General features: G+C 65.5%; 22 protein-coding genes. 20 read left to right on the top strand and 2 right to left on the bottom strand.

The annotated features are described in order from the left end of the window. Window positions 1-95: 95 nt before the first annotated feature. From WNB94_RS05440 to WNB94_RS05415, 6 genes are read left to right on the top strand one after another with little or no spacing between them, the layout of a single operon-like run. Window positions 96-1,334 (top strand): glycosyltransferase family protein, encoded by a 1,239-nt coding sequence (locus WNB94_RS05440; protein ID WP_341388916.1) that lies wholly within the window; start codon window positions 96-98, stop codon window positions 1,332-1,334. Between the two features lie 7 nt (window positions 1,335-1,341). Beyond that, on the top strand, window positions 1,342-2,307 hold the full coding sequence (locus WNB94_RS05435; RefSeq protein ID WP_341388915.1) for a lysylphosphatidylglycerol synthase transmembrane domain-containing protein: 966 nt from the start codon (window positions 1,342-1,344) through the stop codon (window positions 2,305-2,307). Between the two features lie 11 nt (window positions 2,308-2,318). Beyond that, window positions 2,319-3,743 (top strand): UbiA family prenyltransferase, encoded by a 1,425-nt coding sequence (locus tag WNB94_RS05430; protein ID WP_341388914.1) that lies wholly within the window; start codon window positions 2,319-2,321, stop codon window positions 3,741-3,743. Further along, window positions 3,740-5,080, top strand: a complete 1,341-nt coding sequence (locus tag WNB94_RS05425) for an FAD-binding oxidoreductase (RefSeq protein WP_341388913.1) — start codon at window positions 3,740-3,742, stop codon at window positions 5,078-5,080. The genes WNB94_RS05430 and WNB94_RS05425 overlap by 4 nt, the downstream gene beginning before the upstream one ends. Next, the gene (locus WNB94_RS05420) at window positions 5,077-5,814 is read left to right on the top strand and encodes an SDR family oxidoreductase (protein ID WP_341388912.1); all 738 of its coding nucleotides are present in this window, start codon (window positions 5,077-5,079) and stop codon (window positions 5,812-5,814) included. The genes WNB94_RS05425 and WNB94_RS05420 overlap by 4 nt, the downstream gene beginning before the upstream one ends. 32 nt (window positions 5,815-5,846) lie before the next feature. Further along, complete coding sequence (locus tag WNB94_RS05415; RefSeq protein ID WP_341388910.1) at window positions 5,847-7,220, top strand: hypothetical protein; 1,374 nt, start codon at window positions 5,847-5,849, stop codon at window positions 7,218-7,220. A 30-nt stretch (window positions 7,221-7,250) separates the two neighbouring features. Here WNB94_RS05415 and WNB94_RS05410 read toward each other — a convergent pair whose 3' ends face one another. Together WNB94_RS05410 and WNB94_RS05405 are read right to left on the bottom strand one after the other, a co-directional pair. Then, a complete protein-coding gene (locus WNB94_RS05410; RefSeq protein ID WP_341388908.1) occupies window positions 7,251-7,739 on the bottom strand; it encodes a low molecular weight protein-tyrosine-phosphatase in 489 nt (162 codons plus the stop codon). A gap of 86 nt (window positions 7,740-7,825) precedes the next feature. Continuing rightward, window positions 7,826-8,677, bottom strand: coding sequence for a PEP-CTERM sorting domain-containing protein (locus WNB94_RS05405; protein WP_341388907.1), 852 nt, complete (start codon window positions 8,675-8,677; stop codon window positions 7,826-7,828). Between the two features lie 414 nt (window positions 8,678-9,091). Here WNB94_RS05405 and WNB94_RS05400 point away from each other — a divergent pair, with 414 nt between their 5' ends. Genes WNB94_RS05400 through WNB94_RS05335 form a run of 14 tightly spaced genes read left to right on the top strand, consistent with a single transcriptional unit; the run spans window position 9,092 to window position 26,622 of the window. Then, window positions 9,092-9,694, top strand: coding sequence for an XrtA/PEP-CTERM system exopolysaccharide export protein (locus tag WNB94_RS05400; protein WP_341388905.1), 603 nt, complete (start codon window positions 9,092-9,094; stop codon window positions 9,692-9,694). Between the two features lie 46 nt (window positions 9,695-9,740). After that, the gene (locus tag WNB94_RS05395) at window positions 9,741-11,306 is read left to right on the top strand and encodes an XrtA system polysaccharide chain length determinant (RefSeq protein ID WP_341388904.1); all 1,566 of its coding nucleotides are present in this window, start codon (window positions 9,741-9,743) and stop codon (window positions 11,304-11,306) included. Window positions 11,307-11,311: 5 nt separating this feature from the next. Continuing rightward, the gene (locus WNB94_RS05390) at window positions 11,312-12,316 is read left to right on the top strand and encodes an XrtA-associated tyrosine autokinase (protein WP_341388902.1); all 1,005 of its coding nucleotides are present in this window, start codon (window positions 11,312-11,314) and stop codon (window positions 12,314-12,316) included. Next, window positions 12,313-13,899, top strand: a complete 1,587-nt coding sequence (locus tag WNB94_RS05385) for a TIGR03016 family PEP-CTERM system-associated outer membrane protein (RefSeq protein WP_341388901.1) — start codon at window positions 12,313-12,315, stop codon at window positions 13,897-13,899. Before WNB94_RS05390 ends, WNB94_RS05385 begins: the two co-directional genes overlap by 4 nt. Window positions 13,900-13,904: 5 nt before the next feature. Then, window positions 13,905-14,960, top strand: a complete 1,056-nt coding sequence (locus WNB94_RS05380; RefSeq protein ID WP_341388900.1) for an XrtA/PEP-CTERM system-associated ATPase — start codon at window positions 13,905-13,907, stop codon at window positions 14,958-14,960. A 6-nt stretch (window positions 14,961-14,966) separates the two neighbouring features. Then, window positions 14,967-15,848 carry an XrtA system polysaccharide deacetylase gene (locus WNB94_RS05375; RefSeq protein ID WP_341388898.1) on the top strand — a complete coding sequence of 294 codons (882 nt, stop codon included), beginning with the start codon at window positions 14,967-14,969 and terminating at the stop codon, window positions 15,846-15,848. Between the two features lie 4 nt (window positions 15,849-15,852). Then, window positions 15,853-16,896 (top strand): FemAB family XrtA/PEP-CTERM system-associated protein, encoded by a 1,044-nt coding sequence (locus WNB94_RS05370; protein ID WP_341388897.1) that lies wholly within the window; start codon window positions 15,853-15,855, stop codon window positions 16,894-16,896. Between the two features lies 1 nt (window position 16,897). Next, window positions 16,898-18,103: a TIGR03087 family PEP-CTERM/XrtA system glycosyltransferase gene (locus WNB94_RS05365; protein ID WP_341388896.1), complete on the top strand. Its 1,206-nt coding sequence runs from the start codon at window positions 16,898-16,900 to the stop codon at window positions 18,101-18,103. Next, on the top strand, window positions 18,100-19,659 hold the full coding sequence (gene xrtA, locus WNB94_RS05360) for an exosortase A (RefSeq protein ID WP_341388894.1): 1,560 nt from the start codon (window positions 18,100-18,102) through the stop codon (window positions 19,657-19,659). Before WNB94_RS05365 ends, xrtA begins: the two co-directional genes overlap by 4 nt. Before the next feature lie 6 nt (window positions 19,660-19,665). Beyond that, window positions 19,666-21,579, top strand: coding sequence for an XrtA/PEP-CTERM system amidotransferase (locus WNB94_RS05355; protein ID WP_341388893.1), 1,914 nt, complete (start codon window positions 19,666-19,668; stop codon window positions 21,577-21,579). Beyond that, window positions 21,576-23,096 carry a glycosyltransferase family protein gene (locus WNB94_RS05350; protein WP_341388892.1) on the top strand — a complete coding sequence of 507 codons (1,521 nt, stop codon included), beginning with the start codon at window positions 21,576-21,578 and terminating at the stop codon, window positions 23,094-23,096. Before WNB94_RS05355 ends, WNB94_RS05350 begins: the two co-directional genes overlap by 4 nt. Window positions 23,097-23,108: 12 nt before the next feature. After that, on the top strand, window positions 23,109-24,272 hold the full coding sequence (locus WNB94_RS05345; RefSeq protein WP_341388891.1) for a glycosyltransferase family 4 protein: 1,164 nt from the start codon (window positions 23,109-23,111) through the stop codon (window positions 24,270-24,272). 35 nt (window positions 24,273-24,307) lie between these two features. Further along, window positions 24,308-25,492 (top strand): glycosyltransferase family 4 protein, encoded by a 1,185-nt coding sequence (locus WNB94_RS05340; protein WP_341389956.1) that lies wholly within the window; start codon window positions 24,308-24,310, stop codon window positions 25,490-25,492. Then, window positions 25,489-26,622: a TIGR03088 family PEP-CTERM/XrtA system glycosyltransferase gene (locus tag WNB94_RS05335; RefSeq protein ID WP_341388889.1), complete on the top strand. Its 1,134-nt coding sequence runs from the start codon at window positions 25,489-25,491 to the stop codon at window positions 26,620-26,622. Before WNB94_RS05340 ends, WNB94_RS05335 begins: the two co-directional genes overlap by 4 nt. Window positions 26,623-26,634 lie beyond the last annotated feature (12 nt).

The raw sequence follows: 26,634 nt of genomic DNA, 5'->3' as shown, positions 1-26,634 counted from the left end.
GAGGGGGAGGCAGTGTCTGCCTGAGGGCTTGTCTCGTCGCCTCGTTCAACTGCGTCCGATATGCTTCGCGTTTTGCGCTGGAGCCGTGTGACTCAATGAAGTGTTTTCCCTCTGAACGGGCGGGGCTCGCCTGGTTTTGTGTGTTGGCTTTGCTGTCCGCATTGGTGACGGTGGCACTGATCGCAAAGTCTGGCAGTGCCATGCCTTATGCAGACGAGCGTGATTATTTTGATCAGGCGCAGCGGCTTTTTGCCGGGCAAGGCTACGTACTGGAGGATGGAACGCCCACGGCCTACCGGCCGCCGGGTTATCCGGCGCTGTTGGCCCCATTCACTGCATGGGAGCATGGTGTGGTGGCCGCTCGAATGATGAACGTGGCGGCCTTGCTCATGGCGCTTGTGTTGATGCGACACTTGGTGTGGCGGCACGCTCCGAAGTGGGCGTGGCTCGCTGGTGGCGCGGCCTTGTTGTATCCCGTGTGGATGTATGCGGCCTCGACGCTTTATCCTCAGATCTTGTGCATGGTGCTGTTGCTGGCCTTGGTGTGTCTCATCACGAGGGATGACTTGCGCTGGAAGCACATCGGTCTGGCCGGTGTGCTGTTGGGAGGGCTGATTTTGGTGGCGCCGTCATTTCAGTTGATAGCGCCCTTTTTTGCTTTTTTCATCTTGTTCGCGCAGCGGGGCAGCGTCCGACGCCGCTGGTGGCAAACGGTCGCATTGGCCGCGACGGCGGTGATCGTGGTGGCCCCGTGGATTTGGCGCAACTATCAGGTTTTTGACACGTTCGTTCCGGTGTCAACCAATGGCAGCGTCAATTTGCTGCTAGGCAACAGCGAGTTCACCGAACCCAATAGCGGTATCTACGTGAACGTTGACAAGTACCTTGCCGTGGCAGAGCACTTGCCTGAACTGGAAAAAGCACGGGCGCTTCAGCGCTTCGCTGTCGAGTGGATCTCACAACATCCGGGTGACGCCGCATGGCTGTACGCAAAAAAGGTTCTGAACTATTTCAACTACAAGGCTGATAACGTGACCACGCCGGGGCATTTGCCCAGCGGCAAAGATCTTGTCATGTTGTTGACCTACTATCCAGTCCTGCTGGTGGTGGTCGTGCGTCTGATGTTTCATCGTCGTTATCCACTCTCCCGTGTGGAATGGCTGATGGCGTCGATCTATTTTGTCAATGCACTGTTGGCTGCAATTTTTTTCACGAGGCTGCGATTCCGTTTGCCGTTCGATGGCTTGCTCTGGGTGCTCATGCTGACCTCGATGGCGGCCTTTTTGGGGCAGCGGGGCTTGTTGGAGACAGCGCCTGGTGAGCGCCAGCGATAATTCCCCCATGTCGTATTCGCCCACAGGGACTACTCCGCCCTCTACGCCCTTGTGGCGTCGCGCTTTGCTTTACGCCCTGTTTGCCGGCTTCGCCCTGTGGTGTGTGCTGGCGTTTCAGCGTGATCTGGCGCAGATCAGCCTGGCCCCCTTCAAAGAGGGGTGGTGGGCGGTGGCGGTGGCGGCGGGCTTGTCGCTGTTCAACTATGCCTTGCGGGTGATGCGCTGGCAGTGGTACATGCGCCGCGCGGGGCATCGGCTGCCCTGGGGGTTCACGGCGCTGGCCTTCATGTCGGGGTTTGCCTTCACCTTGTCGCCTGGCAAGGTGGGCGAGATGGTGCGCGCCCGGTACTACGTGCCCAAGGGGGTGCCGCTGTCGGCCACCACGGGGGCGTTTTTTGTGGAGCGGCTGCTGGATTTGCTGGTGATGATCATGCTGGCCGCCGTGGCCTTTGCCGAGCTGCAGTCGTACAGCCACTTTTTGTGGGTGGCCATTGGCCTGGTGCTGGCCTTGTTGCTGAGCATTGCCGTGATGCCCTGGCAGCGCTGGGCCACGCAGCTCAAGACGCAGCGCCCCAGAGGGTGGCGCGCCGGGCTGCTGACCGGGGTGGACATGTTTGCGCAGTCGCGGCAGTTCTTGTCACCCGGGCTGTTGCTGGCCGGCCTGGCCGTGGGGCTGGTGGCCTGGGGTGTAGAGGCCTGGGGGCTGCACCTGGTGGCCCAGGTGGTGGTGCCTGGCCAGTTGACGCTGCCTGGCGCCATGGGCATCTATTCGATCGCCATCATCGTGGGGGCGCTGTCTTTTTTGCCGGGTGGGCTGGGCAGCACCGAGGCGGTGATGACCGCGCTGCTGTATTCGCATGGCATCCCGATGCCGCAGGCCATCTTGCTGACGATGGTGTGCCGCCTGTTGACCTTGTGGTTGGCAGTGGGCATTGGCTGGCTGTGCGTGTGGGCGCTGCGGCGCCAGGCTTGATTTGCTGAACCATGACCATTTCTTCCAGACCGCTCGCCGTTGACCTGGACGGCACCCTGATCCACAGCGACTTGTTGCTGGAGAGCTTTTTGCTGCTCATCAAGCGCAACCCGCTGTACCTGCTGATGCTGCCCTGGTGGCTGCTGAAGGGCAAGGCGGCGTTGAAGCGCGAGATCGCTCAGCGGGTGTCGGTCAATCCGGCGGCCTTGCCGTACAACGCGCCGTTCGTGGCCTGGCTGCGCGAGCAGAAAGCGGCCGGGCGCAGCCTGTGGTTGTGCACGGCCTCTGACCGCAGCCTGGCGCAGCCGGTGGCCGACCACCTGGGCCTGTTTGATGGCGTGTTGGCCAGCGATGGCGCGGTGAACCTGTCAGGCAGCCGCAAGGCGCAGGCCCTGAGCCAGCGCTTTGGTGCCAAGGGCTTTGACTACTGTGGCAATGCCCGTGTGGACGTGGCGGTTTGGCGTGAATCGGGCGCGGCGGTGGTGGTGAGCAACCAGGCGGCTTTGGCGGCGGCGGCGCAGCAGGTGGCCCCGGTGGCCGCGCAGTTTGAAGGCGCGCGCGGCGGTGTGCGGGTGTGGCTGAAGGCCCTGCGGGTGCACCAATGGGCCAAGAACGGGCTGGTGCTGGTGCCCATGCTGGCCGCGCACCAGATGGACAACATGGCGGTGCTGGGCCAGGCGCTGCTGGGCTTGATCGCGTTCAGCCTGTGTGCCTCGTCGGTGTACCTGCTCAATGACATGCTCGACCTGGAATCCGACCGGCAACACCACAGCAAATGCAACCGGCCCTTTGCCGCCGGGCGCTTGAGCCTGTTGTGGGGCATGGCCATGGCACCGGCCCTGCTGGTGGCGGCCCTGCTGTTGTCGCTGTGCTTGCCAGAGCGATTCATGGCGGTGCTGCTGATGTATTACGCCGCCACGCTGGCGTATTCGTTCAGCCTCAAGCGCATGGTGATGGTGGACGTGCTGGCCCTGGCGGGTCTGTACACCATCCGCCTGGTGGCCGGGGCGGCCGCCACGGGCATCGAGCTGTCGTTCTGGCTGCTGATTTTCTCGATCTTCATCTTCCTGAGCCTGGCCATCGTCAAGCGCTATGCCGAGCTGCACGCCATGCGCGAGCAGGGCAAGCTGTCTGCCAAGGGGCGCGGCTACGAGGTGGACGACATGTCGCTGTTGCAAAGCCTGGGCGCGGCTTCGGGCTACCTGAGTATCCTGGTGCTGGGCCTGTACATCAACACGCCCGACAAGGCCATGCTGTACAGCCACCCCAAGTACATGTGGCTGCTGGTGCCCATCATGCTGTACTGGATCAGCCGAGTGTGGATGCTGACGCACCGCGGCAAGATGCACGACGACCCGCTGGTGTATGCCCTGAAAGACCCGGCCAGCCTGCTGACCGGCGCGGCGGCAGCGGCGGTGCTGGTGATGGCGGCATGAACACCCAGGTGATCACCTCGTGGGGACGCGTGCTGCGTGAGCCGCACGAGGTGCTGGGCCTGACCGCCCGGCACGCGCCTTTGGTGTTGCCGCGCGAGGGCTGCACCGCCTTGCCGTATGGCAATGGCCGCAGCTATGGCGACAGCAACCTGAACCCGGGTGGCGCCGTGTGGCGTTGTGCGGCGCTGGACCGGTTCATGGCCTTTGACGCCGCCACCGGGGTGCTGCGCTGCGAGGCCGGGGTGCTGCTGGCCGACATCCTGAAGCTGGTGGTGCCCCAGGGCTGGTTTTTGCCAGTGACGCCTGGCACGCAGTTCGTGACCGTGGGTGGGGCCATCGCCAATGACGTGCATGGCAAGAACCACCATGTGGCGGGCTCGTTTGGCAACCATGTGCGCGCGCTGGAGTTGCTGCGCACCGATGGCCAGCGCCTGCACTGCACCCCCGATGAACACGCCGATTGGCTGGCCGCGACCATTGGCGGGCTGGGGCTGACGGGGCTCATCACCTGGGCCGAGCTGCAGTTGCGCCGGGTGCACAACCCCTTCATGGACGCCGAAACCATCCGCTTCAGAAGCCTGGAGGAATTTTTTGCCTTGTCGGCGGCCTCGGAAGCAGATCATGAGTACACCGTGGCCTGGATCGACTGTGCGTTCAGTGGGCCTCGGCTGGGCCGTGGTTTGTTTAGCCGGGCCAACCACGCCCCGGCGCTGATCGATGTGCAGGGCCTGCCGCGTGCCTTGACGCCGTCGGTGGTGACGCCCTCGCGGGTGGTGCCCTTCACGCCGCCGCTGTCGCTGGTGAACCCGCTGTCGTTGAAGGCCTTCAACACCCTGTACTTTCATCGTCAGGTGGGCGATGCGGTGCGCGGGCTGCAGCATTACCGGCCGTTTTTCTACCCGCTGGATGCCCTGCGTGAATGGAACCGCATTTACGGGCCGCGCGGCTTTTACCAGTACCAGTGCGTGGTGCCGCCCACCGATGCCTTGCCCGTGACGAGGGCTTTGCTGCAGGCGATTGCCGACAGCGGGCTGGGTTCGTTTCTGGCGGTGCTCAAGCAGTTTGGCGCGCCGCCGTCGCGCGGGATGTTGTCGTTTGCGCAGCCGGGCACGACGCTGGCGCTGGATTTTCCGAATGTGGGGCCGCACCTGCACCGCCTGTTTGATCGCCTGGACGACATCGTGCGCGAGGCGGGCGGGCGCTTGTACCCGGCCAAGGATGGCCGCATGAGCGCGGCCATGTTCCGCCAGGGGCAGCCGCGCCTGCAAGAATTTGTGCCCTATGTAGACCCACGCATCAGCTCGGGTTTCTGGCGGCGCGTGATGGAGCAAGCATGAGAAAAATACTGATCGTGGGGGCCAGCTCGGCCATGGCCCAGGCCTGTGCGCGCCAGTGGGCGCAACGTGGCGACCGCCTGTTTTTGGCGGCCCGGCAAGAGGCCGCCGTGCAGGCGGCCTGCGCTGACCTGCGCACCCGGGGGGCCAACCGTGCCGACGGCATGGTGTTTGATGCCCTGGCGCTGGACAGCCACGCCGCGCTGCTGCAGCGGGCCACCGAGGCCCTGGACGGCCTGGACACCATCCTGATTGCGCACGGCACCCTGTCAGACCAGGCGCGTGCCCAGCGTGAGCCGGCCTACGCGCTGCAAGAGCTGCACACGAATGGCACCTCGGTCATCCACCTGATGGGGCTGGCGGCCGAGCAGTTCGAAGCGCAGGGGCGGGGCGCGATCGCCGTGATTTCGTCGGTGGCGGGTGACCGTGGCCGGCAAAGCAACTACGTCTACGGCAGTGCCAAGGCCCTGGTGAGCGCCTTTGCCTCGGGCTTGCGCCAGCGCCTGGCCAAGCGCGGCGTGGCGGTGGTCACCATCAAGCCGGGGTTTGTGGACACGCCCATGACGGCCAGCTTCAAGAAGGGGGCCTTGTGGGCCAGCCCGCAGAAGGTGGCCGGTGATATCGTGCAGGGCATCGACAAGGGGCGGGCGGTGGTCTACACGCCGGGGTTCTGGCGCGCGATCATGTTTGTGATCACGCACATTCCCGAGCGGATCTTCGTCAAGCTGTCACTGTAAGGCGGGTGCGGCCTGGACAAGGGACGTTGGTGATGCAAGGTGGGTGGCGTTGGCTGTGGCGCGGTGTGGCGCTGCTGGTGTTGCTGGGGCTGATGGCGGCTGCGGCCATGGCGGTGCTGTTGATGTCGCTGCCGCAGGGTGCTGCCTTGGTGCCGCAGGCACCCGTGACCCGGCCCGCCGAGAGCCTGCGCGAAGTGCGCGGCCTGATGCACCGGGGCTTGTTGTTCAAAACCTTGCATGGCGAGCCGCTGGTGCTGAACCTGCCCTTGGCCGACCTGGCCTCGGTGGCCCAGGACGCGGCAGGGCGTGTGGCGCAGGGCCGCGCCCGTTTGCGCGCCGACGAGCAGGTGCTGTGGCTGGAGGGCAGTGTGCCTGTGCGGGCCACGCCGCTGGCCTCTTTGAGCGCCTTGGGTGAATGGTTGAACGTGACGGTGGGGCTGCGCTGGCGCGAGCAGGGCGCGCCTGAGCTGGCGCAGGTGAAGGTGGGGCGCGTGGGGGTGCCCCCGGCGCTGGCCTTGTGGGTGGCCCGCCAGGCACTGGCGCGCCACGAGTTGCTGGAGCCCGCCGAGCTGCTGGTGGCGGCCGTGGCCCAGGCCCAGGTGGCCGATGAGCAGTTGCTGCTGACGCTGCACTGGACGCCCGAGCTGCAAGGCCGCACGGTGGCCCTGGTGGTGCCTGCCGAAGACTGGCCCCGCCTGGTGGCTTATCACCGTGTGGTGGTGCAGGCCCTGAGCCGGGTGCCGCCGGCCATGCGGTACCGCCCCGGCATGCCCCTTCCCGAGTTGATGCGCGCGGTGTTTGTGCACGCACAGCAGCGCACCCTGGCCACCAGCCTGATGCCCGCCGCCAGCGAGGCCTTGTCTGCACAGGACGTGGCCGCCCGAGAAAACCGGGCCGCCCTGGTGGCGGTGGCGCTGGCGGCCAACCGCCTGTCACTGCATCAACTGCTGCCGCGCTCGGTGGCGGGGGTGTTGCCGGTGCTGCCGCCGGTGTCGGTGCAACTGCTGGCGCGCGAAGACTTTGCGCAGCACTACACCTTGTCGACCTTGTTGTCGCTGATGGTGGGTGGGCGTGTGGCCGACACGGTGGGCCTCTACAAGGAAATGGCCGACGCCGACAAGGGCCTGGGCGGCAGTGGCTTCAGCTTCAATGACCTGGTCATGAACCGTGCCGGGATCCGGCTGGGCCAACGCGCCCGCCAAGACCCGGTGGCGCTGTTGCACCGCCTGGGGGGTGAGGCCGCGCTGTTGTCAGACCGCGATTTTGTGCCTCAGGTGGACGGCTTGCCGGAGTTTTTGAACCGGCCCGAGTTCATTCGGCGGTTCGGGGGCTTGAACGATGCCCGCTTCCGCCAGGTGCTGGACGCCATGGACCAGACGCTGGCCGGGCTGCCAGTGTTGCGCTGACCGACCCGCCTTGGTGCGCCTCCATGCCACTCAGTGCACGGGGGTGCGGTCCATCAGCAGGCGGCGCAAGGCGCCATCCACGCTGGATTCGCACAGGCTGAGCACGCGCTGAAAGCCCTGTGCGCTGCCGAAGTAGGGGTCGGGCACGGTGTGGGGGGCGGGCAGGCCGGCGTAGCTCAGCAGCAGGTGCACCTTGTGGTGGTGCTCGTCCGGGCAGCGCTTGAGGGCCGAGCGCAGGTTGTCCTGGTCCATGACCAGGATCAGGTCGTGCTGGGCAAACCAGGAGGTTTGCACGGGGCGGGCTCGGTGCTGCTGGATGTGCTGGTAGCCATGCTGCAGTGCCAGCTTGACGGCGCGAGGGTCGGCCGGTTGGCCTTGCGACGAGCGCGAAATGCCGGCCGACGACACCCGCACCTTGTCACTCATGCCGCGCAGCGCCAGGTGGCGCTGAAAGACCGCTTCTGCCAGCGGAGAGCGGCAGAGGTTGGCTTGGCAGAGGAAGAGGACACGACGTTGCATCGCCGCATCCTACCAAAGGGTTCAGCCCCTCCAGAAAGCAGTAAAGCCCACCAAAGGTGGGCTTTACGTTCAGCAAAAAACCTGAATCAGGCTTGCTTGCGGCGGCGGGTGGCCACGGCCAGACCGGTCAGGGCCAGGCCAACCAGGGCGATCGAAGCAGGCTCAGGCACGTTGAAGGTGATGTTGCCGTCCAGCGAAGTGCGGCGGAACAGGTAGGTGCCAGGCTCGTTGGCCACGATGGTCGAGGCGGTGATGGTGCTCGGGCTTTCGGTGGCGTTGATGCGCCACGTCAGGGCCTCGGGGTCGATGTCGTAGAAGCTTTGGCCAGTGCCGGCGTCCACGAAGAAGTTTTGCACGAAGGCATCAGCGCCCACCCAGCTGTAGTCGACATCGCCTTCCAGCACCAGCTGGTTGGTGTTGTTGCTGCTGGTGACAACGTCCAGCTCAGCCACCTTGGTGCCGGGGGGCACGGTGGAGTCACGGTAGTACAGGGTGACGGTGCCGCCGGTGTAGTTGATGAAGCCACCGCTGGTGATGGTGCCGGTCAGGTCCAGGCTGTAGGTCAGGCCCCAGGTGCCGAAGAAGCCGTAGCCGAAGGGTGTGCCGTTCGTGAAACCATTGCCATCGGCCACGCCCGTGTTCAGGGTGTCGATGTTGATGGTGTCAGGATCGGCAGGGGCGGCCAGACCGGTGGTGCCAAAACCGTAGGTGTTCAGCACGCTCAGCGAGTTGGTGACACGAACTTGGGAGCCCACGTTGGTGTTGTTGTTCAGGAACACGGTGTAGAAGCTGGTGCCGGTGAAGCCCAGGTTGTCGACCGTGCTGGTTTGCGTGCTGCTGTTGCCGCCGAAGTCGGCACCGTTGTCGATCACGAATGGCGTGGCACCAGCGGTGGACACGAAGGCAGCTGCAACTGCGCTCAGAACAAACTTTTTCATGGAACTCTCCGATTGAAATGACTGCTGACTTGATCCGGTTGGCAAGCACAGGTGCGCTGCCAGATGCCAACCAATAAGCACATGGTGTGCCAGCTTGGCTTGCGCCTTTAAAATCAATGACTTGCGAAATCTGGCATGCCGAATTCTGATTGGTGTGTCAAAAAAACCGACAGGTTGGTGGGCATGACTGGGGGCGGCGCAGGCCGTGTCCGCCCCTGTGCTCAAGTTTAGGCGGCGGGGGCCGTAAAAAATGCACGCGACGCCCGTACAGTGGTGTTTTCCCCTGCACTCAGGGGGGGCACGCTTTAGGGGGGCGGTCATCCTGCCGAGGGGTGGGTGCGATAAAGTATCCGATTGTGTCGAATCTGTTTACACACATGGGAGGCGATCTTGGTCGCAACAACGTTTGATCTTATGCAGTGGGTGCGTCGGGTGTGGCTGTGCGTGTTGTGTGCCAGCCTGTGGGGCTGCGCCTCTTACCCACCTGCGCCCGCCACGGTCGAGGCCGCCGCCAGTTATGACTACCTGGTGGGCCCGGGCGACACGCTGAGCATTTCCGTATGGCGCAATCCGGAGCTGTCGATGACGGTGCCGGTGCGCCCGGACGGCAAGATCTCGTCGCCGCTGGTGTCTGACATGGTGGTGCAGGGCAAATCGGCCAAGCAGATTGCGCAAGACGTCGAGAAGGCCTTGTCGGCACTGGTGCGTGACCCGGTGGTCAGCGTGGTGGTGACCAACTTTGTGGGCCCGTACAGCGAGCAGGTGCGCGTGGTGGGTGAGGCGGCCAAACCCCAGGCGCTGCCCTTCCGTCAAAAGATGACCGTGCTGGACGTGATGATCGCCGTGGGCGGCCTGACCGATTTTGCAGACGGCAACTCGGCCACGATCGTGCGCGCCGCAGACGGTGGCAAGCGTTATTCGGTGCGGCTGCACGACCTGCTCAAGCGGGGCGACATCGGTGCCAACGTCGAGATGCTGCCAGGCGACATCCTGATCATTCCGCAAGGTTTGCTCTGACCTCGTGTCCTTGACCTTTTCATTGGCCGGCTGAGGCGAGCGCTGCATGGAAGAACTGATCAAACAGGTGCTGACCATCCTGCGCGGTATGTGGAAGTACCGCCGCGCGGGGATGGCCGTGACGTGGGTGGCCGCGCTGTTGGCCGCTGGCGGCGTGCTGACCATGAAGGATCGCTTCGAGGCCTCTGCCCGGGTGCACGTGGACACGCAAAGCATCTTGCGCCCACTGATGTCGGGCCTGGCGGTGCAGCCCGACGTGGAGCAGCAGGTGTTGATGCTGAGCCGCACCTTGATCAGCCGGCCCAATGTGGAGCGGCTGATCCGCAGCGCCGACCTGGACCTGACGGTCAAGACCAAAGAGCAGCGCGATGCCTTGATCGACGAGGTGACCAAAAACGTGCGCATCCGCGCCACGGAGCGCGACAACCTGTACACCTTGTCGTACACCGACACCTCGCCCGATCGGGCGCAGCGGGTGGTGCAGGCGCTGCTCACCATCTTTGTCGAGTCGAGCCTGGGTGCATCGCGCACCGATTCGGACTCGGCCCGGCGTTTTCTGGAAGAGCAGATCAAGGCCTACGAAACCAAGCTGGTCGAGGCCGAAACCCGCCTGAAGGATTTCAAGTTGCGCAATCTGGAGGTGCAGTTTGAGGGCGATGCCGATTCGGCGGCCCGCATGTCCCAGATTGCCGAGCAACTGCGCGAGGCGCGTTTGCAATTGCGTGAGGCGGAAAGCGCCCGCGAGGCCGCGCGCCGTCAACTTGACATTGCCCGGGGTGCCGGTGCCCGTGCGGCGGGCGCCGCGCCGCTGGCCACCCCCATGACACCGGAGCTGGACGCCCGCATCAACGAGCAAAAGCGCACGCTGGACGCCTTGCTGCAGCGCTACACCGATCAGCACCCGGACGTGCAGAACACGCGGCGCCTGATCCGTGACCTGGAAGAGCAGCGCAAGCGCGAGATCCAGGCGTACAAGGCCAATCCGTCGGATTCGTCGCTCAACAGCTCGATAGAGTCGTCGCTGGCGGTGCAAGAGCTCAACCGCACGCTGGCCGGTCTGGAGGTGCAGGTGGCCAGCCTGCGTGCGCGCACGGGTGAGTTCGAGTCGCGCCTGGCCCGTGCACGCGAGCAGCTGAAGCTGGCGCCGCAGCTGGAGTCCGAGCTGGCGCAGCTCAACCGCGATTACGAGGTGCACCAGTCCAACTACAAAGACCTGGTGTCTCGCCGAGAGTCGGCGTCCTTGTCCAGCGAGCTGGAAACGGCGTCCAGCGTGGCTGATTTCCGGGTGATCGATCCCCCGCGCGCCAACAAGACGCCCGTGGCGCCCAACCGCGTCCTGCTGTTGCCGATGGCGCTGGTGGTGGGCTTGGCCGTGGGTGGGGCCGTGATGTTCTTGCTCAGCCAGATCCGACCGGTGTTCTTTGACGCTGCGTCGTTGAGCGCCGTCACCGAAATGCCGCTGCTGGGTGTGGTGTCCAAGGTGATCAATGAAGAGGTGAAGCGCCAGGAGCGCCGAAGCCTCAAGCGCTTCGGGCTGGCCCTGGCGGGCCTGGTGGGTCTGTTTGTGATCGGGATGGCAGCCCTGTCGTACCGACTTGGTCAACTGAGTTGATGTCCATGACAAATTCGATCGAACAAGCCGCCGCCCGCCTTGAACAACTCCGCAAGGCCGGCGCCTTCATGGACGACAGTGCGCCAGCGACGCCAGCGCCCGCGGCACCACCAGCACCTGCGCCCGCAGCCGCCCCGGCTGAATTGCCGGTGCTGGTGGAAGAGCCGCTTAAAGAGCCCGTCAAAGCCGAGCCGTTTGGAGAAGACTCTGCGTTTCCGGGCGTGGGCACCGTCTCGCGCGTGGTCAACATCGACATAGCGCGCCTGGCCGCGCTGGGGTGCATCACGCCCGATGCCCCTCGCTCGCACATCTCCGATCAGTACCGCGTGATCAAGCGCCCCTTGCTGGACAACGCCCGGGGCAAAGGCGCGGCCTTTCTGGAAAGCGGCAACTGCATCATGGTGACCAGCTCGCTGCCCGGTGAGGGCAAGAGCTTCACGGCCTTGAACCTGGCCATCAGCATGGCCATGGAAATGGACCACACGGTGATGCTGGTGGACGCGGACGTGGCCAAGCCATCGCTGATGAAGATGCTGGGCCTGCCGCCCAGCCCAGGCCTGCTCGATTTGCTGGTGGACGAGACACTGGAGATGTCGAAGGTGCTGTTGCGCACCAACCTGGGCCGCCTGACCATCCTGCCCAGCGGCTCGCCGCGTGACAGCGCCACCGAGTTGCTGGCCAGCTCCAGCATGACCCACCTGGTCGAAGACATGGGCAAGCGCTACAAGGACCGGATCATCATTTTTGATTCGCCACCCCTGTTGTTGACCACCGAATCGCGCGTGCTGGCCACGCACATGGGGCAGATCGTGATGGTGGTGCAGGCTGAAAAGACCTTGCAGGCGCAGGTCAAACATGCGCTGGCCACGATCGAGTCCTGTCCGATCAAGCTGATGCTGCTGAACCAGGCGCGCTCGGGTGGCACCGATGCCTACGGCTATGGCTATGGTTATGGCTACGGCTACGGTGAGAAAGAAGCCAAAAGTGCCGAGGCCGGAGGAGGCTCATGAGCCGTCACATGCATCGCCGCCGGGCGGCGTGCGCCACCGCGGTGTGTCTGGGGGCTGCCGCCTTGCTGGCCCATGGCCCGGCGCACGCTCAGTCCGAGCCGCCCCAACAAACCGCTTCGGGCACCACGGCATCGACCAAGCCCCGATTGTGGATTGAGCCTTCGTTGCAAGTGCAAGCGGCGGTCAACCACCGCGCCGAGGGTGGAGGCTTCAAGTTTCCGCTGGCCGACCGCACGGGCGCCGAGGTTCAGGTGTCGCCCGGTTTGCGCGTGGTGGGTGATTTGCCCAAGGCCCGCTTTTCTGTGGATTACGTGCTGACGGGCGCCACCCGATCACGCCATCTGTCAGACGCAGAAACCTACCACCGGCTCAACAGCCTGGGCCAGTTCGAGCTGGCCGACAACACGCTGTTTCTGGACGTGCAGGCCCAGGCGGCGCGACAGGCCGTGTCGGCATTGGGTGCCCCCTTCCAGTCCACGGGCTCGGACGCCAACCAGGCGCAGACCTGGTCGGGACAGCTGTCGCCCTACGTGAAGGGCACCCTGCCAGGGCAGGTCAATGCCTTGTTGCGCCATACCGTCGGTGTGGTGGGTTCGGACGCGGCCAACCGCGCCGACACCACCACCCACCAGACCGCCTTGAGCTTGGGGCGTCAGGTGGGCACCTCGCTGGGCTGGGCTGTGGATGTGCAGCACCAAACCCTGGCCCGTGACCTGAATCTGGACGACACCTCGCTGTCGTCGGCCAACGCCACCGTGAGCTATGCGGTGGCCTCGCGCTGGCTGGCCCGCGTCAGTGCGGGTGCCGAGTCCACCGACCGCATCGAGGGCGTGAGCACCCGCTACACCAACTGGGGGCTGGGCCTGGAGTGGAAGCCTTCTGGTCAAGCCGTGGTGGGCGCCGATGTGGGTCGCCGGTATTTTGGCAATTACCACGATGTGCGCCTTGAATGGCGCGGCCCCCGCAGCAGCGTGCGTTTCTCTGACACGCGCGACGTGGTGGACACCCCCGAGACCAGCGTCACCCAAAGCGTGGGCACCCTGTATCAGTTGTTCGACACCTTGCTGGCCTCGGAGCTTGAAGACCCGGTGGCGCGCGCACAGGCGGTGGAGGCGCTGCTGCGCCAGAACGGCCTGACGGGCGACGAGCTGGTGCAGCGCTCGTTCTTGTATTCGCAAAGCACGGTGCAGCGCACGCGCACGGTATCGGTGTTGTGGTCGCGCCCGCGCCAGAGCCTGGGCTTCAATGTGTCTCATGCCGATGTGCGCCGCCTGCAAAAGCAACGGTTCACGGCAGGTGATGACCTGGACGTGCTGTCGGCGGTGCGCACCTTGAACTGGAACGTGCTGTTCACGCACCGCCTGACGCCACGCATGTCGGTGTCGGTGTCGCATGCGCGCTCGCGCCCCCTGGGTGATGAGGCGGCCGTGGGGGCGTCCAGCCAGTCGACACAGGTGGGCCTGAACGCCGCCTTGGGCGCCCGCACCTCGGGCTCGGTGCAGCTCAGGCACACCAGCAACAAGAGCAGTGTGAGTCCGTATGCGGAAACAGCACTGGTGGGTAACCTGCTGCACCGTTTCTGATCACCATGTACGAAGCTTTTTTCGGGCTCACGAGCAAGCCGTTCCAGCTCAACCCAGACCCTGCTTTTTACTTCGGTAGCAAGCAGCATCGCCGTGCGCGCGCTTACCTTGAATATGGCGTGATGCGTGGCGAAGGCTTCATCGTGATCACGGGTGAGGTGGGCGCGGGCAAAACCACGGTGGTGCGTGGCTTGCTGGAGGGCCTTGACCCCAAGACGGTGGTGGCCGCCCAGTTGGTGAGCACCCAGATCGAGGCCGAAGACACGCTGCGCCTGGTGGCTGCGGCCTTTGGCGTGAACGTGCGTGATGTGTCGAAGGCCGAGCTGTTGATGGCCCTGGAGGCCTTCTTTTTGCGCCAGGCCACCTTGGGCAAACGCTGCCTGCTGCTGGTGGACGAGGCCCAGAACCTCACGCCCAAGGCGGTGGAAGAGTTGCGCATGCTGTCGAACTTTCAGCTCGACAAGAAGGCCTTGTTGCAGACCTTTCTGGTGGGGCAGCCCGAGTTTCGCCACACGCTGCAAAGCCCCGACATGCTGCAGTTGCGCCAGCGGGTGATTGCGCGGTGCCATCTGGGCCCCATGGAGCAAGACGAAACCCGGGGCTACATCGAGCACCGGCTGCGCTGCGCAGGTGCCACCGACAAGCCCACGTTTGAAGACGGCGTCTTTGAGGCCATTCACGACTACACCCACGGGGTGCCCCGCCGCATCAATACCTTGTGTGATCGCCTGCTGCTGAGCGCCTTTCTGGCGGGCACATCCCACATCACCAAAGAGTTTCTGGCCAATGTGCTGACCGAGCTGGACACCGAGCAGGCGGTGCCGGCGCCCACGCCCAAGGCCATCACGCACGAGGTGTCGTCGCGCCTGATGACGCTGGAGGTGCCCGAAGGCGCCGAGCTCAAGGGCGGCCTGTTGCCGGATCTGCAAGAGCACATGGGCCGGTTGACGGCGGTGCAGTTGAGCGCGCAGCTGTCGCGCATCGAGCGCAGTGTGTTGCGGCAGGAGCGCCTGAACATCGAGATCCTGACGGCGCTGCAAAAGATTCTTGAAAAGAGGTGAGCGCCCATGAGCCCAGCACCACGTGGCGTGGTCAACGCCTTCACGATCGATGTGGAAGACTACTTCCAGGTGTCGGCCTTCGCGCCCTACATCGCCCGCAGCGACTGGGATGCCCGTGAGTGCCGCGTGGCCCGCAATGTGGGCCAGATCCTGGACATGCTGGCGCGTCACAACACCCGGGCCACGTTCTTCACCCTGGGCTGGATCGCGCAGCGCTACCCGCAATTGGTCAAAGACATCGCAGCGGCCGGGCACGAGGTGGCCAGCCATGGTTATGGCCACGAGCGTGTGAGCGACCTCAGCGAGGCCGACTTCGAGCAGGATGTGCTGCGCACCAAGGCCTTGCTGGAAGACCTCAGCGGCCGTCCGGTGCTGGGTTACCGCGCCCCGAGCTTCTCGATCGGCGGCGGCAACCTGTGGGCCCTGGACGTGCTGGCCCGCACGGGGCACCGCTACAGCTCCAGCATCTACCCCATCCAGCACGACCACTATGGCATGCCGGACGCGCCACGGTTCAAATACCGCACGCGCCCGGGCCTGGTGGAGGTGCCGCCCACCACGCTGCGCTTGATGAACCGTAACCTGCCGTCCAGCGGCGGTGGCTACTTTCGGCTGTTTCCGTACGCCTTGTCGCGCTGGATGCTGCAGCAGGTCAATGCGCGCGAGCAGCAATCGGCGGTGTTTTATTTCCATCCCTGGGAGATCGACCCCGATCAGCCCCGGGTGCAGGGCATCGACTGGAAGTCGGGCTTTCGGCACTACGTGAACCTGGGGCAGATGGCTGGCCGGCTGGATCGCTTGCTGGCCGATTTTGAATGGGGCCGAATGGACGAGATTTTCTTGCGCGACGAGCCTGCCGTGTCGACACCGGAGGTGGCCTTTGCCTGATGCGATGTCTGCCGTGAAGGTGTCGCGCCTGAGCGCTGGTGATGTGGCCCTGGCCGCCCGCTGGGATGCTTACGTGATGGCGCACCCGGAGGGCACCTTCTTTCACCGTGCGGCCTGGCAAGGCATTCTGGAGCGTGTGTGGAAGCACCGCACCCACTACCTGTGCGTGGAGCAGGGTGGACAGGTGCGCGGCGTGCTGCCGTTGGGACACGTGAAGAGCCGCCTGTTTGGCAACGCCCTGACCAGCCTGCCCTTTGCGGTGTATGGCGGTGTGCTGGCCGATGCACCCGAGGTGGCCCAGGCCCTGGAGCAGGCCGCCGAGGCCCTGGGCCGCGAGCTGGGGGCGCAACACCTGGAGCTGCGCCATGTGCGGCAGCACCATGCCGACTGGCCCACGCAAGACCTGTATGTCACCTTCCGCAAGGAGATCTTGCCCAAGGAAGAAGACAACATGCTGGCCATTCCGCGCAAGCAGCGCGCGATGGTGCGCAAGGGCATCAAGAATGGCCTGAGCTCGCACATTGATCCGGACGTGAACCGATTTTTTGCCCTGTACGCCGACAACGTGCATAGGCACGGCACACCGGCCATGCCCAAGCGCTACTTCGAAGCCTTGTTCGAGGTGTTTGGCGACGACTGCGAAGTGATGACGGTGTGCGATGCACAGGGTCAGCCCGTCAGCAGTGTGATGAGCTTTTATTTTCGCGACGAGGTGCTGCCTTATTACGCGGGCGATGCCGTGGCAGCCCGTGATCTGGCGGCCAATGACTTCAAGTATTGGGAGCTGATGCGGCGTGCTTGCGCGCGTGGCCTGAAGGTGTTTGACTACGGGCGCAGCAAACAGGGCACGGGCTCGTATTCGTTCAAGAAGAACTGGGGCTTTGAGCCCACGCCCCTGCATTACGAATACCGCTTGTTCACGCGAGATTCGATCCCACAGAACAACCCGTCCAACGCCAAGTACAAGCTGATGATCGAGGGCTGGCGTCGCCTGCCCATCGGCGTGGCCAACTGGTTGGGGCCCTTCATCGTGCGCAGCCTGGGGTGACATGGCCAATGTCCTGTACCTGGTGCACCGTTTGCCTTTTCCGCCCAACAAGGGCGACAAGGTGCGTTCGTACCACCTGCTCAAGCACCTGGTGCAGCGCCATCGGGTGTTTCTGGGCACCTTCATCGATGACCCCGAAGACGAAGCCCATGTGGGTGAGCTGAGTCAGCTGTGCCCCGATCTGCACATTGAACGTGTTGACGCCCGTTGGGGCAAGGTGCAAGCCTTGCGCGGCCTGTTGACGGGCGAGGCCCTGTCGCTGGCGTTTTACCGCCGGCCGTCACTGCACGCCTGGGTGCGCGAAGTGGCGGCGCGGCATGGCATCGACGTGTCGGTGGTGTTTTCGGGGGCCATGGCGCAGTTCGCCACGCCCTTGCTGCCCAAGGTGCCCATGCTGGTTGATTTCGTGGACGTTGATTCCACCAAGTGGACGCAGTACGCGCCCGAGCACACCTGGCCCATGTCGGTGCTGTACCGGCGCGAGGGACGCCGTCTGCTGGCCTACGAGCGCGAGGTGGCCGCCCAGGCGCGGCAGTCTTTCTTTGTGACGCCCAAAGAGGCGGCGCTGTTTCAGGGGCTGGCGCCAGAGTCTGCCGCCCGCGTTCAATCGATCAGCAACGGGGTGGATGCCGAGGTGTTTGCGCCCCAGCCCGGGCTGGACAGCCCCTTTGCGCCTGACGAGTGGCCCGTGGTGTTCACCGGCGCGATGGATTACTGGCCCAACATCGACGGCGTGTGCTGGTTTGCGCAGGCGGTGTTGCCGCGCTTGCGTGGGCAATGGCCGCAGGTGCGCTTCTACATCGTGGGGCGCAATCCGGCGGCCCAGGTCAAGGCGCTGGCCGGTGACGACGTGGTCGTGACCGGCACCGTGCCCGATGTGCGGCCTTACCTGGCCCATGCCCGTGCGGTGGTGGCGCCCTTGAGGGTGGCCCGTGGCATCCAGAACAAGATCCTGGAGGCCATGGCCATGTCGCAGCCGGTGGTGACGGTGCCTGAGTGTGCCCAGGCCATAGGCGCCACAGCCGAAGACGGGCTGTTCAGCGCGGCCGACGCCGATGGACTGCTGGAGGCCACCTCGCGCATGCTGCAGGCACCCGCGTTGCGCGAGCAACTGGGCCATGCGGCACGCGCATTTGTGCAGGCGCGCTACAGCTGGCAGGCCCACCTGTCGGCGCTGGATGGCTGGATCGACGAGGTGCGCGCATGACGCGAGCCCAGATGATCAAGGCCTTGACCCCCCTGGTGGTGGCCTGTTTGGCCGTGCTGGTGGTGTACTGGCCCACGGCCGTGTCGATGGCCGAGGTCTGGGATCGCTCCAACACCTACGCCCACGGCTGGGTGATACCGCCCATTTCGCTGTGGCTGATGTGGCGCGAGCGCGCGGCGCTGCGGGCCGTGCCGCTGCAGCCTTCGTGGTGGGGCCTGCTGCCGCTGGGGGCCAGCATGGGCTTGTGGCTGGCGGGTGACCTGGTGGCGGTGAATGCGGCCACCCAGCTGGCCCTGGTGGGCATGCTGGTGTCGATGGTGCCGCTGCTGTTGGGCTGGCGTGCCGCACGGGTGTGGTGGTTTCCGCTGGCCTTTTTGTTCCTGGCCGTGCCGGTGGGTGATTTCATGCTGCCGGTGCTGATGTCGTGGACGGCCGATTTCACGGTGTTGGCGTTGCGCTGGTCGGGTGTGCCTGTGTACCGCGAGGGGCTGGAGTTCATCATCCCCTCGGGCTCATGGTCGGTGGTGGAGGCCTGCAGCGGCATCCGTTACCTCATCACCGGGTTCATGGCGGGCTGCCTGTATGGCTACCTGAACTACCGCAGCAACTGGCTGCGCCTGAAGTTCGTGGGCCTGGCGGTGCTGGTGGCCTTGCTGGCCAACTGGTTGCGCGCCTACCTCATCGTCATGCTGGGCCACCATTCGGGCAACACGATTGCCACCGGGGTGGACCACCTCATCTACGGGTGGTTCTTCTTTGCCATCGTGTTGATGATTTTGTTCTGGCTGGGCGGGCGATGGACCGAGCCTGACGCCCCGCCCACGCCCACCATCCCCACCACGTCGGCCATGCCCCTGCCATCGCAGGGCAGCACGGGCCGTGGGTGGCCTGCCTTGCTGCTGGCCGGCGTGTTGCTGGCCACGCCCCTGATGGCGCTGGAGGTGTTCCGCCTGGGGGTGTCCAGCCAGCCGGTGGATGTGCGCCTGCCGCCGGCCGCCCCGGGCTGGCAGGTGGCGCAGGGTGCCGAGGCCTTGCCCGACTGGGGCCCCACCTTGCTGAACCCCAGCCTGGAGCGCCATCAGGTGTACGAGCGTGCCGACGGTGCCCGGGTGGGTCTGCACGTGGGCTACTTCCGGCAGCAGGGGCCGCAGCGCAAGCTGGTCACCTCATCGAACACGGTGGTGTCTGGCGACAAGGAGGCCCCCTGGGCCCTGGTGTCTCAAGCCCAGGCGACCGTGCAAGTCGATGGGCGGCCCTTGCCCGTGCGCGCCTTTGATCTGCGCTCGACCCAGGGGGGCCTGATGGCTCAGCCCCAGCGCTTGCGCCTGCACCAGTGGTACTGGCTCAATGGCCGGCTGACGGCCAGCGATGTGCGCGCCAAACTGTGGGGCGCGGCCGACCTGGTGCTGGGCCGGGGCGATGACGGCGCCATCTTGACGGTGTACGCCCTGCAGGGCCATGACACCGAGGCGCTGTTGAACGATTTCATGCGGGCACACGGGGATGCGTTGATGGCGGCACTGATGACGGCCCGGACGGCCGCAAGAGGCGGGTGAACGGCGATGTGTGGCATATCCGGCATGTTTGACACGCGCGGCCAACGCCTGTTTGATGGGGCACTGGCGGCGCGCATCAACAACATCCAGGCCCACCGTGGCCCCGACGAGGCCGACGTGCACCTGGAGCCTGGCCTGGCGCTGGGACATCGCCGTTTGTCGGTGATCGACCTGGCCACGGGGCAGCAGCCCTTGTTCGTGGCCGACGGTCAGGTGGGCATCGTCTTCAATGGCGAGATCTACAACTTTCAGGCGCTGCGCGCCGAACTGGAGGCCTTGGGGCACCACTTCCGCACCCGCAGCGACACCGAAGTGATTGCCCAGGCCTGGCTGGCCTGGGGGCCAGACTGCGTGCTGCGTTTGCGTGGCATGTTCGCCTTTGCCATCTGGGATCGGCGCGAGCAAACATTGTTCATGGCCCGTGACCGTCTGGGGGTCAAGCCGCTGCATTACGCCTTGCTGGCCGATGGCACCTTGGTGTTTGGCTCTGAGCTGAAGGTGATCACGGCCCACCCGGGTTTTGAGCGGCGCATTGATCCGCTGGCGGTGGAAGACTACTTCGCACTGGGTTATGTGCCCGACCCGCGCTGCATCTACCAGGGCGCGCACAAGCTGCCGGCCGGGCACCGCATGTTGTGGCGCCGCGCGGCGGGCGGACAAGCAGCGGCCATGCCGGTGTCCGCGCCTTATTGGGACGTTCGCTTCACGCTGGACAACCCCATCAGCCAGGCCGATGCCGAGGCCGAGTTGCGCGAGCGCGTGAAGGAGTCGGTGCGCCTGCGCATGATCGCGGATGTGCCTTTGGGCGCCTTCTTGTCAGGGGGCGTGGACTCCAGCGCGGTGGTGGCGGCCATGGCGGGCTGGTCCAGCACGCCCGTGCGCACCTGCGCCATCGGCTTTGACGACCCCAAGTACAACGAATCCGAGTTTGCCCAGATGGTGGCCGATCGCTACCAGACCGATCACCGTCTGGAGGTGGTGGGCAGCGATGATTTTGACCTGATCGATCAACTGGCCTGGCTGTACGACGAGCCCTTTGCCGACAGCTCGGCGCTACCGACCTACCGGGTGTGCCAGATGGCACGCAAGCACGTGACGGTGGCCTTGTCGGGCGATGGGGGCGATGAGACCCTGGGTGGTTATCGGCGTTACCGCATGCACCTGGGCGAAGAATCGGCCCGCAGCGCCTTGCCCTTGCCTGTGCGCCGCGCGGTGTTCGGCCCACTGGGCTGGCTGTATCCCAAGCTGGACTGGGCGCCGCAGTTCTTGCGCGCCAAGACCACCTTCCAGGCCCTGGCCATGGACGGGGCGCAGGCCTACCAACACAGCATGTCACGCCTGCGCACCGACGAGCGACGCGCATTGCTGAGCCCGGCCTTGCAGCGCCAGTTGGGGGGCTATCACACGGTGGAGCTGTTCAGGCAACATGCGCAGCAGGCCCAGACGGACGACCCGCTGGCCCTGGTGCAGTACCTGGATTACAAAACCTGGCTGGTGGGCGACATCAACACCAAGGTGGACCGCGCCAGCATGGCGCATTCGCTGGAGGTGCGCGAGCCCTTGATGGACCACGAGCTGATCGAGTGGGTGGCCACCTTGCCCAGCCGCATGAAGGTGGCCGGCGGCGAAGGCAAGTTCATCTTCAAGAAGGCGTTTGAGCCCTTGCTGCCACACGATGTGCTGTACCGGCCCAAGATGGGGTTTTCGGTGCCGCTGGCGCGCTGGTTGCGCGGCCCGCTGGCCGAGCGCATGAGGGGCTCGGTGCTGGGCCCGCGCATGCTCGACTGTGGGTTCTTCAACCGGCAGGTGCTGAGCCAACTGGTGCAGCAGCACCTGGGCGGTCAGCGCGATCACAGCGATGTGCTGTGGTCGTTGCTGATGTTTGACGCGTTTTTGAAAGTCAGCGAGGACGGGGCATGAGCCGGGCGCAGGCCGCCGCCGTCTTGCTGGTGGTGCTGATGGTGGGGCTGGGCCTGCGGCTGATGCCGCTGGGGCAGGAGGGCTTGTGGCTGGACGAGGTGTTCAGTGCCGGCTTTGCCAGCTTGAGTCTGGCCGAGATCCCGGTGGCCGTGCTGCGGTTTGATGTGCACCCGCCAGGCTATTACCTGCAGTTGGGCTTGTGGAGCTTGTGGTCGCGCACCGATGAGTGGTTGCTGCTCAACTCGGTGTTCTGGAGCGTGCTGTCCATCGCGCTGGCCTATCACGTGGTGGCCGACCGTGCGGGGCGGGCGCATGGCCTGGTGGCAGCCCTGGCGCTGGCCTTGTGTGGCAGCGAGATTTATTACGCCACCGAGCTGCGCATGTACGCCATGCTGAGCACGGTGATGCTGCTGGCCTGGCACCTGACCGATCGTTGTCTGACGGCACCGACCCGTGGCCGTTACGCGGCGCTGCTGCTCACCCTGCTGGTGCTGAGCACCTTGCACAGTGCGGCCTTCATCTTGGTGGGGGCGGTGCTGGGGCATCTGTTGCTGGGGCATTGGCACAAGGTCGGTCGCATCAGCCTGTCGAGGGGCGTGGTGGCCGTGTGGGTGCTGGCCGCGCTGATGCTGCTGCCCTGGCTGGCCAATGCCTCCTTCCGGTCGTTGAGCCACATGGTGCAGCCCACCTGGGAGGTGATGGCCGTCACCTTGGGCGGCTGGTGGTTTGGCTACTTTCCGGGGCTGTCGGCGGCCCATTACCAGGCCGGTGCGCTGGTGACGGTGTTGCTGGTGGTGACGGTGCTCGTTTGGGGGCAGGCACGACAGCGCCTGGTGTGCCTGGCCTATGTGGTGTTTCCGGTGGTGTTGGTGGGTGTGATCTCCGTGACGCTCAGGCCCATCTGGTTGGACCGAACCCTGGCGTTTTGCGCCCCCGCGCTGGTGCTGGCCCTGACCTTGGGGGGCGGCCGCCAGCCTGCCCGCTGGACAGCCGCCGCGGTGGCGGCGCTGCTGTTGATGGCCGTGTGGGCGCAGATTCCCCAGCGTGAGCAGTTGCCCCGGAAGATGCAGTTCAGAGAGGCGGCAGGCCACATCCTGATGGCGCGCGCACCTGGCGCCAAGGTGCAGGTGCATGTGCCCGACAATGTGCGCTTTTGGGGCATGGCACGTTACCTGGCCGGGCCTGACTGGGGCAGTGTGCTGGCCATTCAGGATCCGCAACTGGTTCGCGGCTCGTCCACCTGGACGCGGATCTACGACAAGCTCGGCGAGGGCGCCTTGCAACGCTTGCACCTGTTGCCGCGCCAACGAGACCTTGCATTCGATGCCGGAAGACTGTGGATCGGTCCCAGCCCCTTGCCCGACGATGTCGTGCGCGCGGGCTACTTCCTGGTCGATGACATGTCGGCCTTGAAGCGCAGCCGGCCTTGTCCTCAGGGCGATGAGGTTGCTCGCCATGTATTCACAGGCGTCACGGTGTTTCAGTGCCGCCAGATGTCCGGCTTGGGCCGGCCTTGACCCATAGTTTTCATGAAAATTCTTTATCACCACCGCACGGCCTCCAAGGATGGGCAGGCGGTTCACATCGAAGAGATGATCGAGGCGCTGCGTGCCCTGGGGCACGAGGTGCGCGTGGTGGCGCCGATGGCCGAAGACCAGTCCGGCCAGGGCCAGATGGGCAGCGACATGGGCTGGGTGCACAAGCTCAAGGCCTTGATGCCCAAGGCCTTGTACGAGCTGATGGAGCTGGCCTACAGCTGGGTGGCCTACCGCAAACTGATGCAGGCTGCGCGCGACTTCCAACCCGATGTCATCTACGAGCGTTACAACCTGTTCTTGTTGTCGGGCCTGATGGCGGCGCGGCGCTTGAAGCTGCCCCTGCTGCTGGAAGTGAATGCGCCCTTGGTGGAAGAGCGCTCAAAGCACAGCGGTGGCCTGGCCCTGCCCTGGTTGGCCCGCTGGGCAGAGGGCACAGCCTGGCGAGGCGCCGACCGCGTGTTGCCCGTGACCCGCGTGCTGGCCCAACACGTGTGGGACCAGGGGGTGCCACCCCAGCGCGTGGTGGTCATCCCCAATGGCATCAACCGTGCGCATTTTGCGCAGGCACCTTCGCCAGACGAGGCCAAGTCGCGGCTGGGCCTGCAAGGACGGCTGGTGCTGGGGTTCACGGGATTCGTGCGCGACTGGCATGGCGTGGACCGCATCATCGACTGGATGGCCACACCACATGCCCCGACCAATGCGCAGCTGTTGGTGGTGGGTGATGGGCCGGTGCGCGCCGACCTGGAAGCCCAGGCGCGCCGTTTGGGCCTGGCCGACCGCGTGGCCTTCACGGGGGTGATTGACCGTGATCAGGTGCCCGCCCATGTGGCGGCGTTTGATGTGGCGCTGCAGCCGGCGGTGACCGCCTATGCCTCGCCCTTGAAGCTGATGGAGTACCTGGCCTTGGGCAAGGCCATCGTGGCGCCTGCCGTGCCCAACCTGCTGGAGGTGCTGACCGACGGCGTGAACGCCTGTTTGTTTGAAGAGGGGCGCCCCGGCCAACTGGAGGCGGCCCTGACGCGTGTGTGTGAAGACACCGCCCTGCGCGAGCGCCTGGCCCAGGGGGCCAGCGACACGATCGACCGCCTGCAGCTGACCTGGCTGGGCAATGCCGGCCGGGTGGTGGCCCTGGCGCAGGAGGCTGCACGGTGAGCGGCTTTGAGCGTCAGCGGGCCCAGAGCAACCCCCTGCGGGTGCTGCTGTTTTCAACCCTGTACCCCAGTGAGGTGCGGCCAGCCCACGGTGTGTTTGTGGAGACCCGCCTGCGCGAGCTGCTGAAAACCGGCGAGGTGGACGTGAGGGTGGTGGCCCCGGTGCCGTGGTTTCCGTCCACCCATCCGCGGTTTGGCGAGTACGCACAGTTTGCGGCCACGCCTCGGCAGGCCCGGCGGCATGGCATCGAGGTGTGGCACCCCCGTTATGTGTTGCCGCCCAAGGTGGGCATGAACATCGCCCCATGGACCCTGGCCCTGGGCGCCTTGCCGACCATCCGTCGCCTGCAACGCCAGGGGTTTGACTTTGACCTGATCGACGCGCACTACTACTACCCTGATGGCGTGGCCGCCATGTTGCTGGCCCGCTGGCTGGGCAAGCCCTTCGTCGTGACGGCCCGTGGCACCGACCTGAACCTGATCCCGGAACACGCCTGGCCACGCCGGCTGATCTTGCAGACGGCCGAGGCCGCATCGGCATCGATCGGGGTGTGCCAGGCCTTGATGGACACCCTGGGTGAGATGGGGGCCGATCGCCGCAAACTGCACACCTTGCGCAATGGGGTGGACCTGGAGCGATTCGTGCCGCACGACCGCCAGGCGGCACGCCAACGCCTGGGGCTCAAACCCGATGGCGCCTACCTGTTGTCGGTGGGCCACCTGATCGAGCGCAAGGGGCACCACCTGGCCATCGAGGCCCTGCGCCTGCTGCCTGAGGTGCACCTGCTGATCGCCGGGGCGGGGCCAGAGCGGGCCGCCCTGCAGGCGCTGGCCGACAGCCTGGGCGTGGCCGCGCGGGTGACCTTTGTGGGCCTGGTGGCCCAGGCCGATCTGGCCTGGTGGTACAGCGCGGCCGATGCGCTGGCGCTGTGCTCCAGCCGAGAAGGGTGGGCCAATGTGCTGCTGGAGTCCATGGCGTGCGGCACACCCGTGGTGGCCACCAACATCTGGGGCACGCCCGAGGTGGTGACCTGTGACGCCGCTGGACAGTTGATGGCCGAGCGCAACGCCCAGTCGCTGGCCGAGGCCTGGCACCGCCTGCGCGGCAACCCGCCCGAGCGCTCAGCCACGCGGGCCTACGCCGAAGGCTTTAGCTGGAACAGCACGACCCAAGGCCAATTGGCCCTGTTTCGGCGGGTGCTGGCACAGGGCGCGTCATGAGCCAGCGCCGCCACGTTGTCCACCTGGTCTACCGCTTTGCAGCCGGTGGGCTGGAGAACGTCATCGTGCAGTTGATCAATGGTCTGCCCGCAGACCGTTTTCGGCATACGGTGGTGGCCCTGACGAGCGTGGACCCTGACTTTCAGCGGCGGGTGAAGCATTCCGATGTTCGGTTTGTGGCGCTGGACAAGCCGCCCGGGCAGCCCTTTGCGATGTACCCGCGCATGTGGCGGCTGCTGCGCCAGTTGAAGCCTGATGTGTTTCACAGCTGCAACCTGGCGGCCCTGGAGTTTGCGCCGGTGGCGGCCGCCGCCGGTGTGCCCCGGAGGGTGCACGCCGAGCACGGCTGGGATGTGGCCGACCCCGATGGCAGCAACCGCAAGTACCAGTGGCTGAGGCGGGTGTACCAGCGCTTCGTGCAGCAGTTTGTGGTGGTGTCGGAGCAGTTGCAGCGCTACCTGCTGGAGCGGGTGGGCATCGAGGCCAGCCGGGTCGAGCTGATCGCCAATGGGGTGGACACCCAGACCTTCTGCCCTGATGTGTCAGACCCCACGCCGCCCGACTGGCCTTTCGATCCCGTGGGCCCATGGGTGATCGGCACGGTGGGCAGGCTGGAGCCCATCAAGAACCAGATGCTGTTGGGGCAGGCTTTCGTGGAGGCCTTGCGCCAGCATCCGGCGGCAACCGCGCACTGGCGTCTGGCCCTGATCGGTGCCGGGCCGGGCCGGGAGGGCCTGGAGGCCTTCTTCCGCCAGGCGGGGGTGCAAGACCGCGTGTGGCTGCCTGGTGCACGTTCAGACATTGCCACGCTGCTGCGCCAGCTGGACTGTTTTGTGTTGCCGTCGCTGGCCGAGGGCACCTCCTGCACCTTGCAGGAGGCCATGGCATCGGCGCTGCCCATCATCGCCACGGACGTGGGCGGCAACGCGCGCTTGCTGGACCACGGTCGGCTGGGGGTGCTGGTGCCATCGGCACAGGTGGAGGCCATGGCCGCAGCGCTGTGGGCGGTGGCGCAAGACGTCCCGGCTGCCAGACAGCGCGCCAGCCTGGCCCGTCAGGAGGCCGAATCGCGGCACAGCCTCAACGCGATGCTGTCGCGCTATGAAGGCTTGTTCAATCAACAGGGTTGAAAGGATGTGGGT

The organism is Aquabacterium sp. A3 (assembly GCF_038069945.1).
Classification (GTDB): Bacteria; Pseudomonadota; Gammaproteobacteria; order Burkholderiales; family Burkholderiaceae_C; genus Aquabacterium.
Note: the sequence above shows the minus strand (reverse complement) of the source record. Positions and strands in the feature narration are given on the sequence as shown.

What these genes read in the sequence shown, in the direction of transcription:
- WNB94_RS05440 (WP_341388916.1), top strand. Translation starts at nt 96, where the DNA reads ATGAAGTGTTTTCCCTCTGAACGGGCGGGGCTCGCCTGGTTTTGTGTG.
- WNB94_RS05435 (WP_341388915.1), top strand. Translation starts at nt 1,342, where the DNA reads ATGTCGTATTCGCCCACAGGGACTACTCCGCCCTCTACGCCCTTGTGG.
- WNB94_RS05430 (WP_341388914.1), top strand. Translation starts at nt 2,319, where the DNA reads ATGACCATTTCTTCCAGACCGCTCGCCGTTGACCTGGACGGCACCCTG.
- WNB94_RS05425 (WP_341388913.1), top strand. Translation starts at nt 3,740, where the DNA reads ATGAACACCCAGGTGATCACCTCGTGGGGACGCGTGCTGCGTGAGCCG.
- WNB94_RS05420 (WP_341388912.1), top strand. Translation starts at nt 5,077, where the DNA reads ATGAGAAAAATACTGATCGTGGGGGCCAGCTCGGCCATGGCCCAGGCC.
- WNB94_RS05415 (WP_341388910.1), top strand. Translation starts at nt 5,847, where the DNA reads ATGCAAGGTGGGTGGCGTTGGCTGTGGCGCGGTGTGGCGCTGCTGGTG.
- WNB94_RS05410 (WP_341388908.1), bottom strand. Translation starts at nt 7,739, where the DNA reads ATGCAACGTCGTGTCCTCTTCCTCTGCCAAGCCAACCTCTGCCGCTCT.
- WNB94_RS05405 (WP_341388907.1), bottom strand. Translation starts at nt 8,677, where the DNA reads ATGAAAAAGTTTGTTCTGAGCGCAGTTGCAGCTGCCTTCGTGTCCACC.
- WNB94_RS05400 (WP_341388905.1), top strand. Translation starts at nt 9,092, where the DNA reads ATGCAGTGGGTGCGTCGGGTGTGGCTGTGCGTGTTGTGTGCCAGCCTG.
- WNB94_RS05395 (WP_341388904.1), top strand. Translation starts at nt 9,741, where the DNA reads ATGGAAGAACTGATCAAACAGGTGCTGACCATCCTGCGCGGTATGTGG.
- WNB94_RS05390 (WP_341388902.1), top strand. Translation starts at nt 11,312, where the DNA reads ATGACAAATTCGATCGAACAAGCCGCCGCCCGCCTTGAACAACTCCGC.
- WNB94_RS05385 (WP_341388901.1), top strand. Translation starts at nt 12,313, where the DNA reads ATGAGCCGTCACATGCATCGCCGCCGGGCGGCGTGCGCCACCGCGGTG.
- WNB94_RS05380 (WP_341388900.1), top strand. Translation starts at nt 13,905, where the DNA reads ATGTACGAAGCTTTTTTCGGGCTCACGAGCAAGCCGTTCCAGCTCAAC.
- WNB94_RS05375 (WP_341388898.1), top strand. Translation starts at nt 14,967, where the DNA reads ATGAGCCCAGCACCACGTGGCGTGGTCAACGCCTTCACGATCGATGTG.
- WNB94_RS05370 (WP_341388897.1), top strand. Translation starts at nt 15,853, where the DNA reads ATGTCTGCCGTGAAGGTGTCGCGCCTGAGCGCTGGTGATGTGGCCCTG.
- WNB94_RS05365 (WP_341388896.1), top strand. Translation starts at nt 16,898, where the DNA reads ATGGCCAATGTCCTGTACCTGGTGCACCGTTTGCCTTTTCCGCCCAAC.
- xrtA (WP_341388894.1), top strand. Translation starts at nt 18,100, where the DNA reads ATGACGCGAGCCCAGATGATCAAGGCCTTGACCCCCCTGGTGGTGGCC.
- WNB94_RS05355 (WP_341388893.1), top strand. Translation starts at nt 19,666, where the DNA reads ATGTGTGGCATATCCGGCATGTTTGACACGCGCGGCCAACGCCTGTTT.
- WNB94_RS05350 (WP_341388892.1), top strand. Translation starts at nt 21,576, where the DNA reads ATGAGCCGGGCGCAGGCCGCCGCCGTCTTGCTGGTGGTGCTGATGGTG.
- WNB94_RS05345 (WP_341388891.1), top strand. Translation starts at nt 23,109, where the DNA reads ATGAAAATTCTTTATCACCACCGCACGGCCTCCAAGGATGGGCAGGCG.
- WNB94_RS05335 (WP_341388889.1), top strand. Translation starts at nt 25,489, where the DNA reads ATGAGCCAGCGCCGCCACGTTGTCCACCTGGTCTACCGCTTTGCAGCC.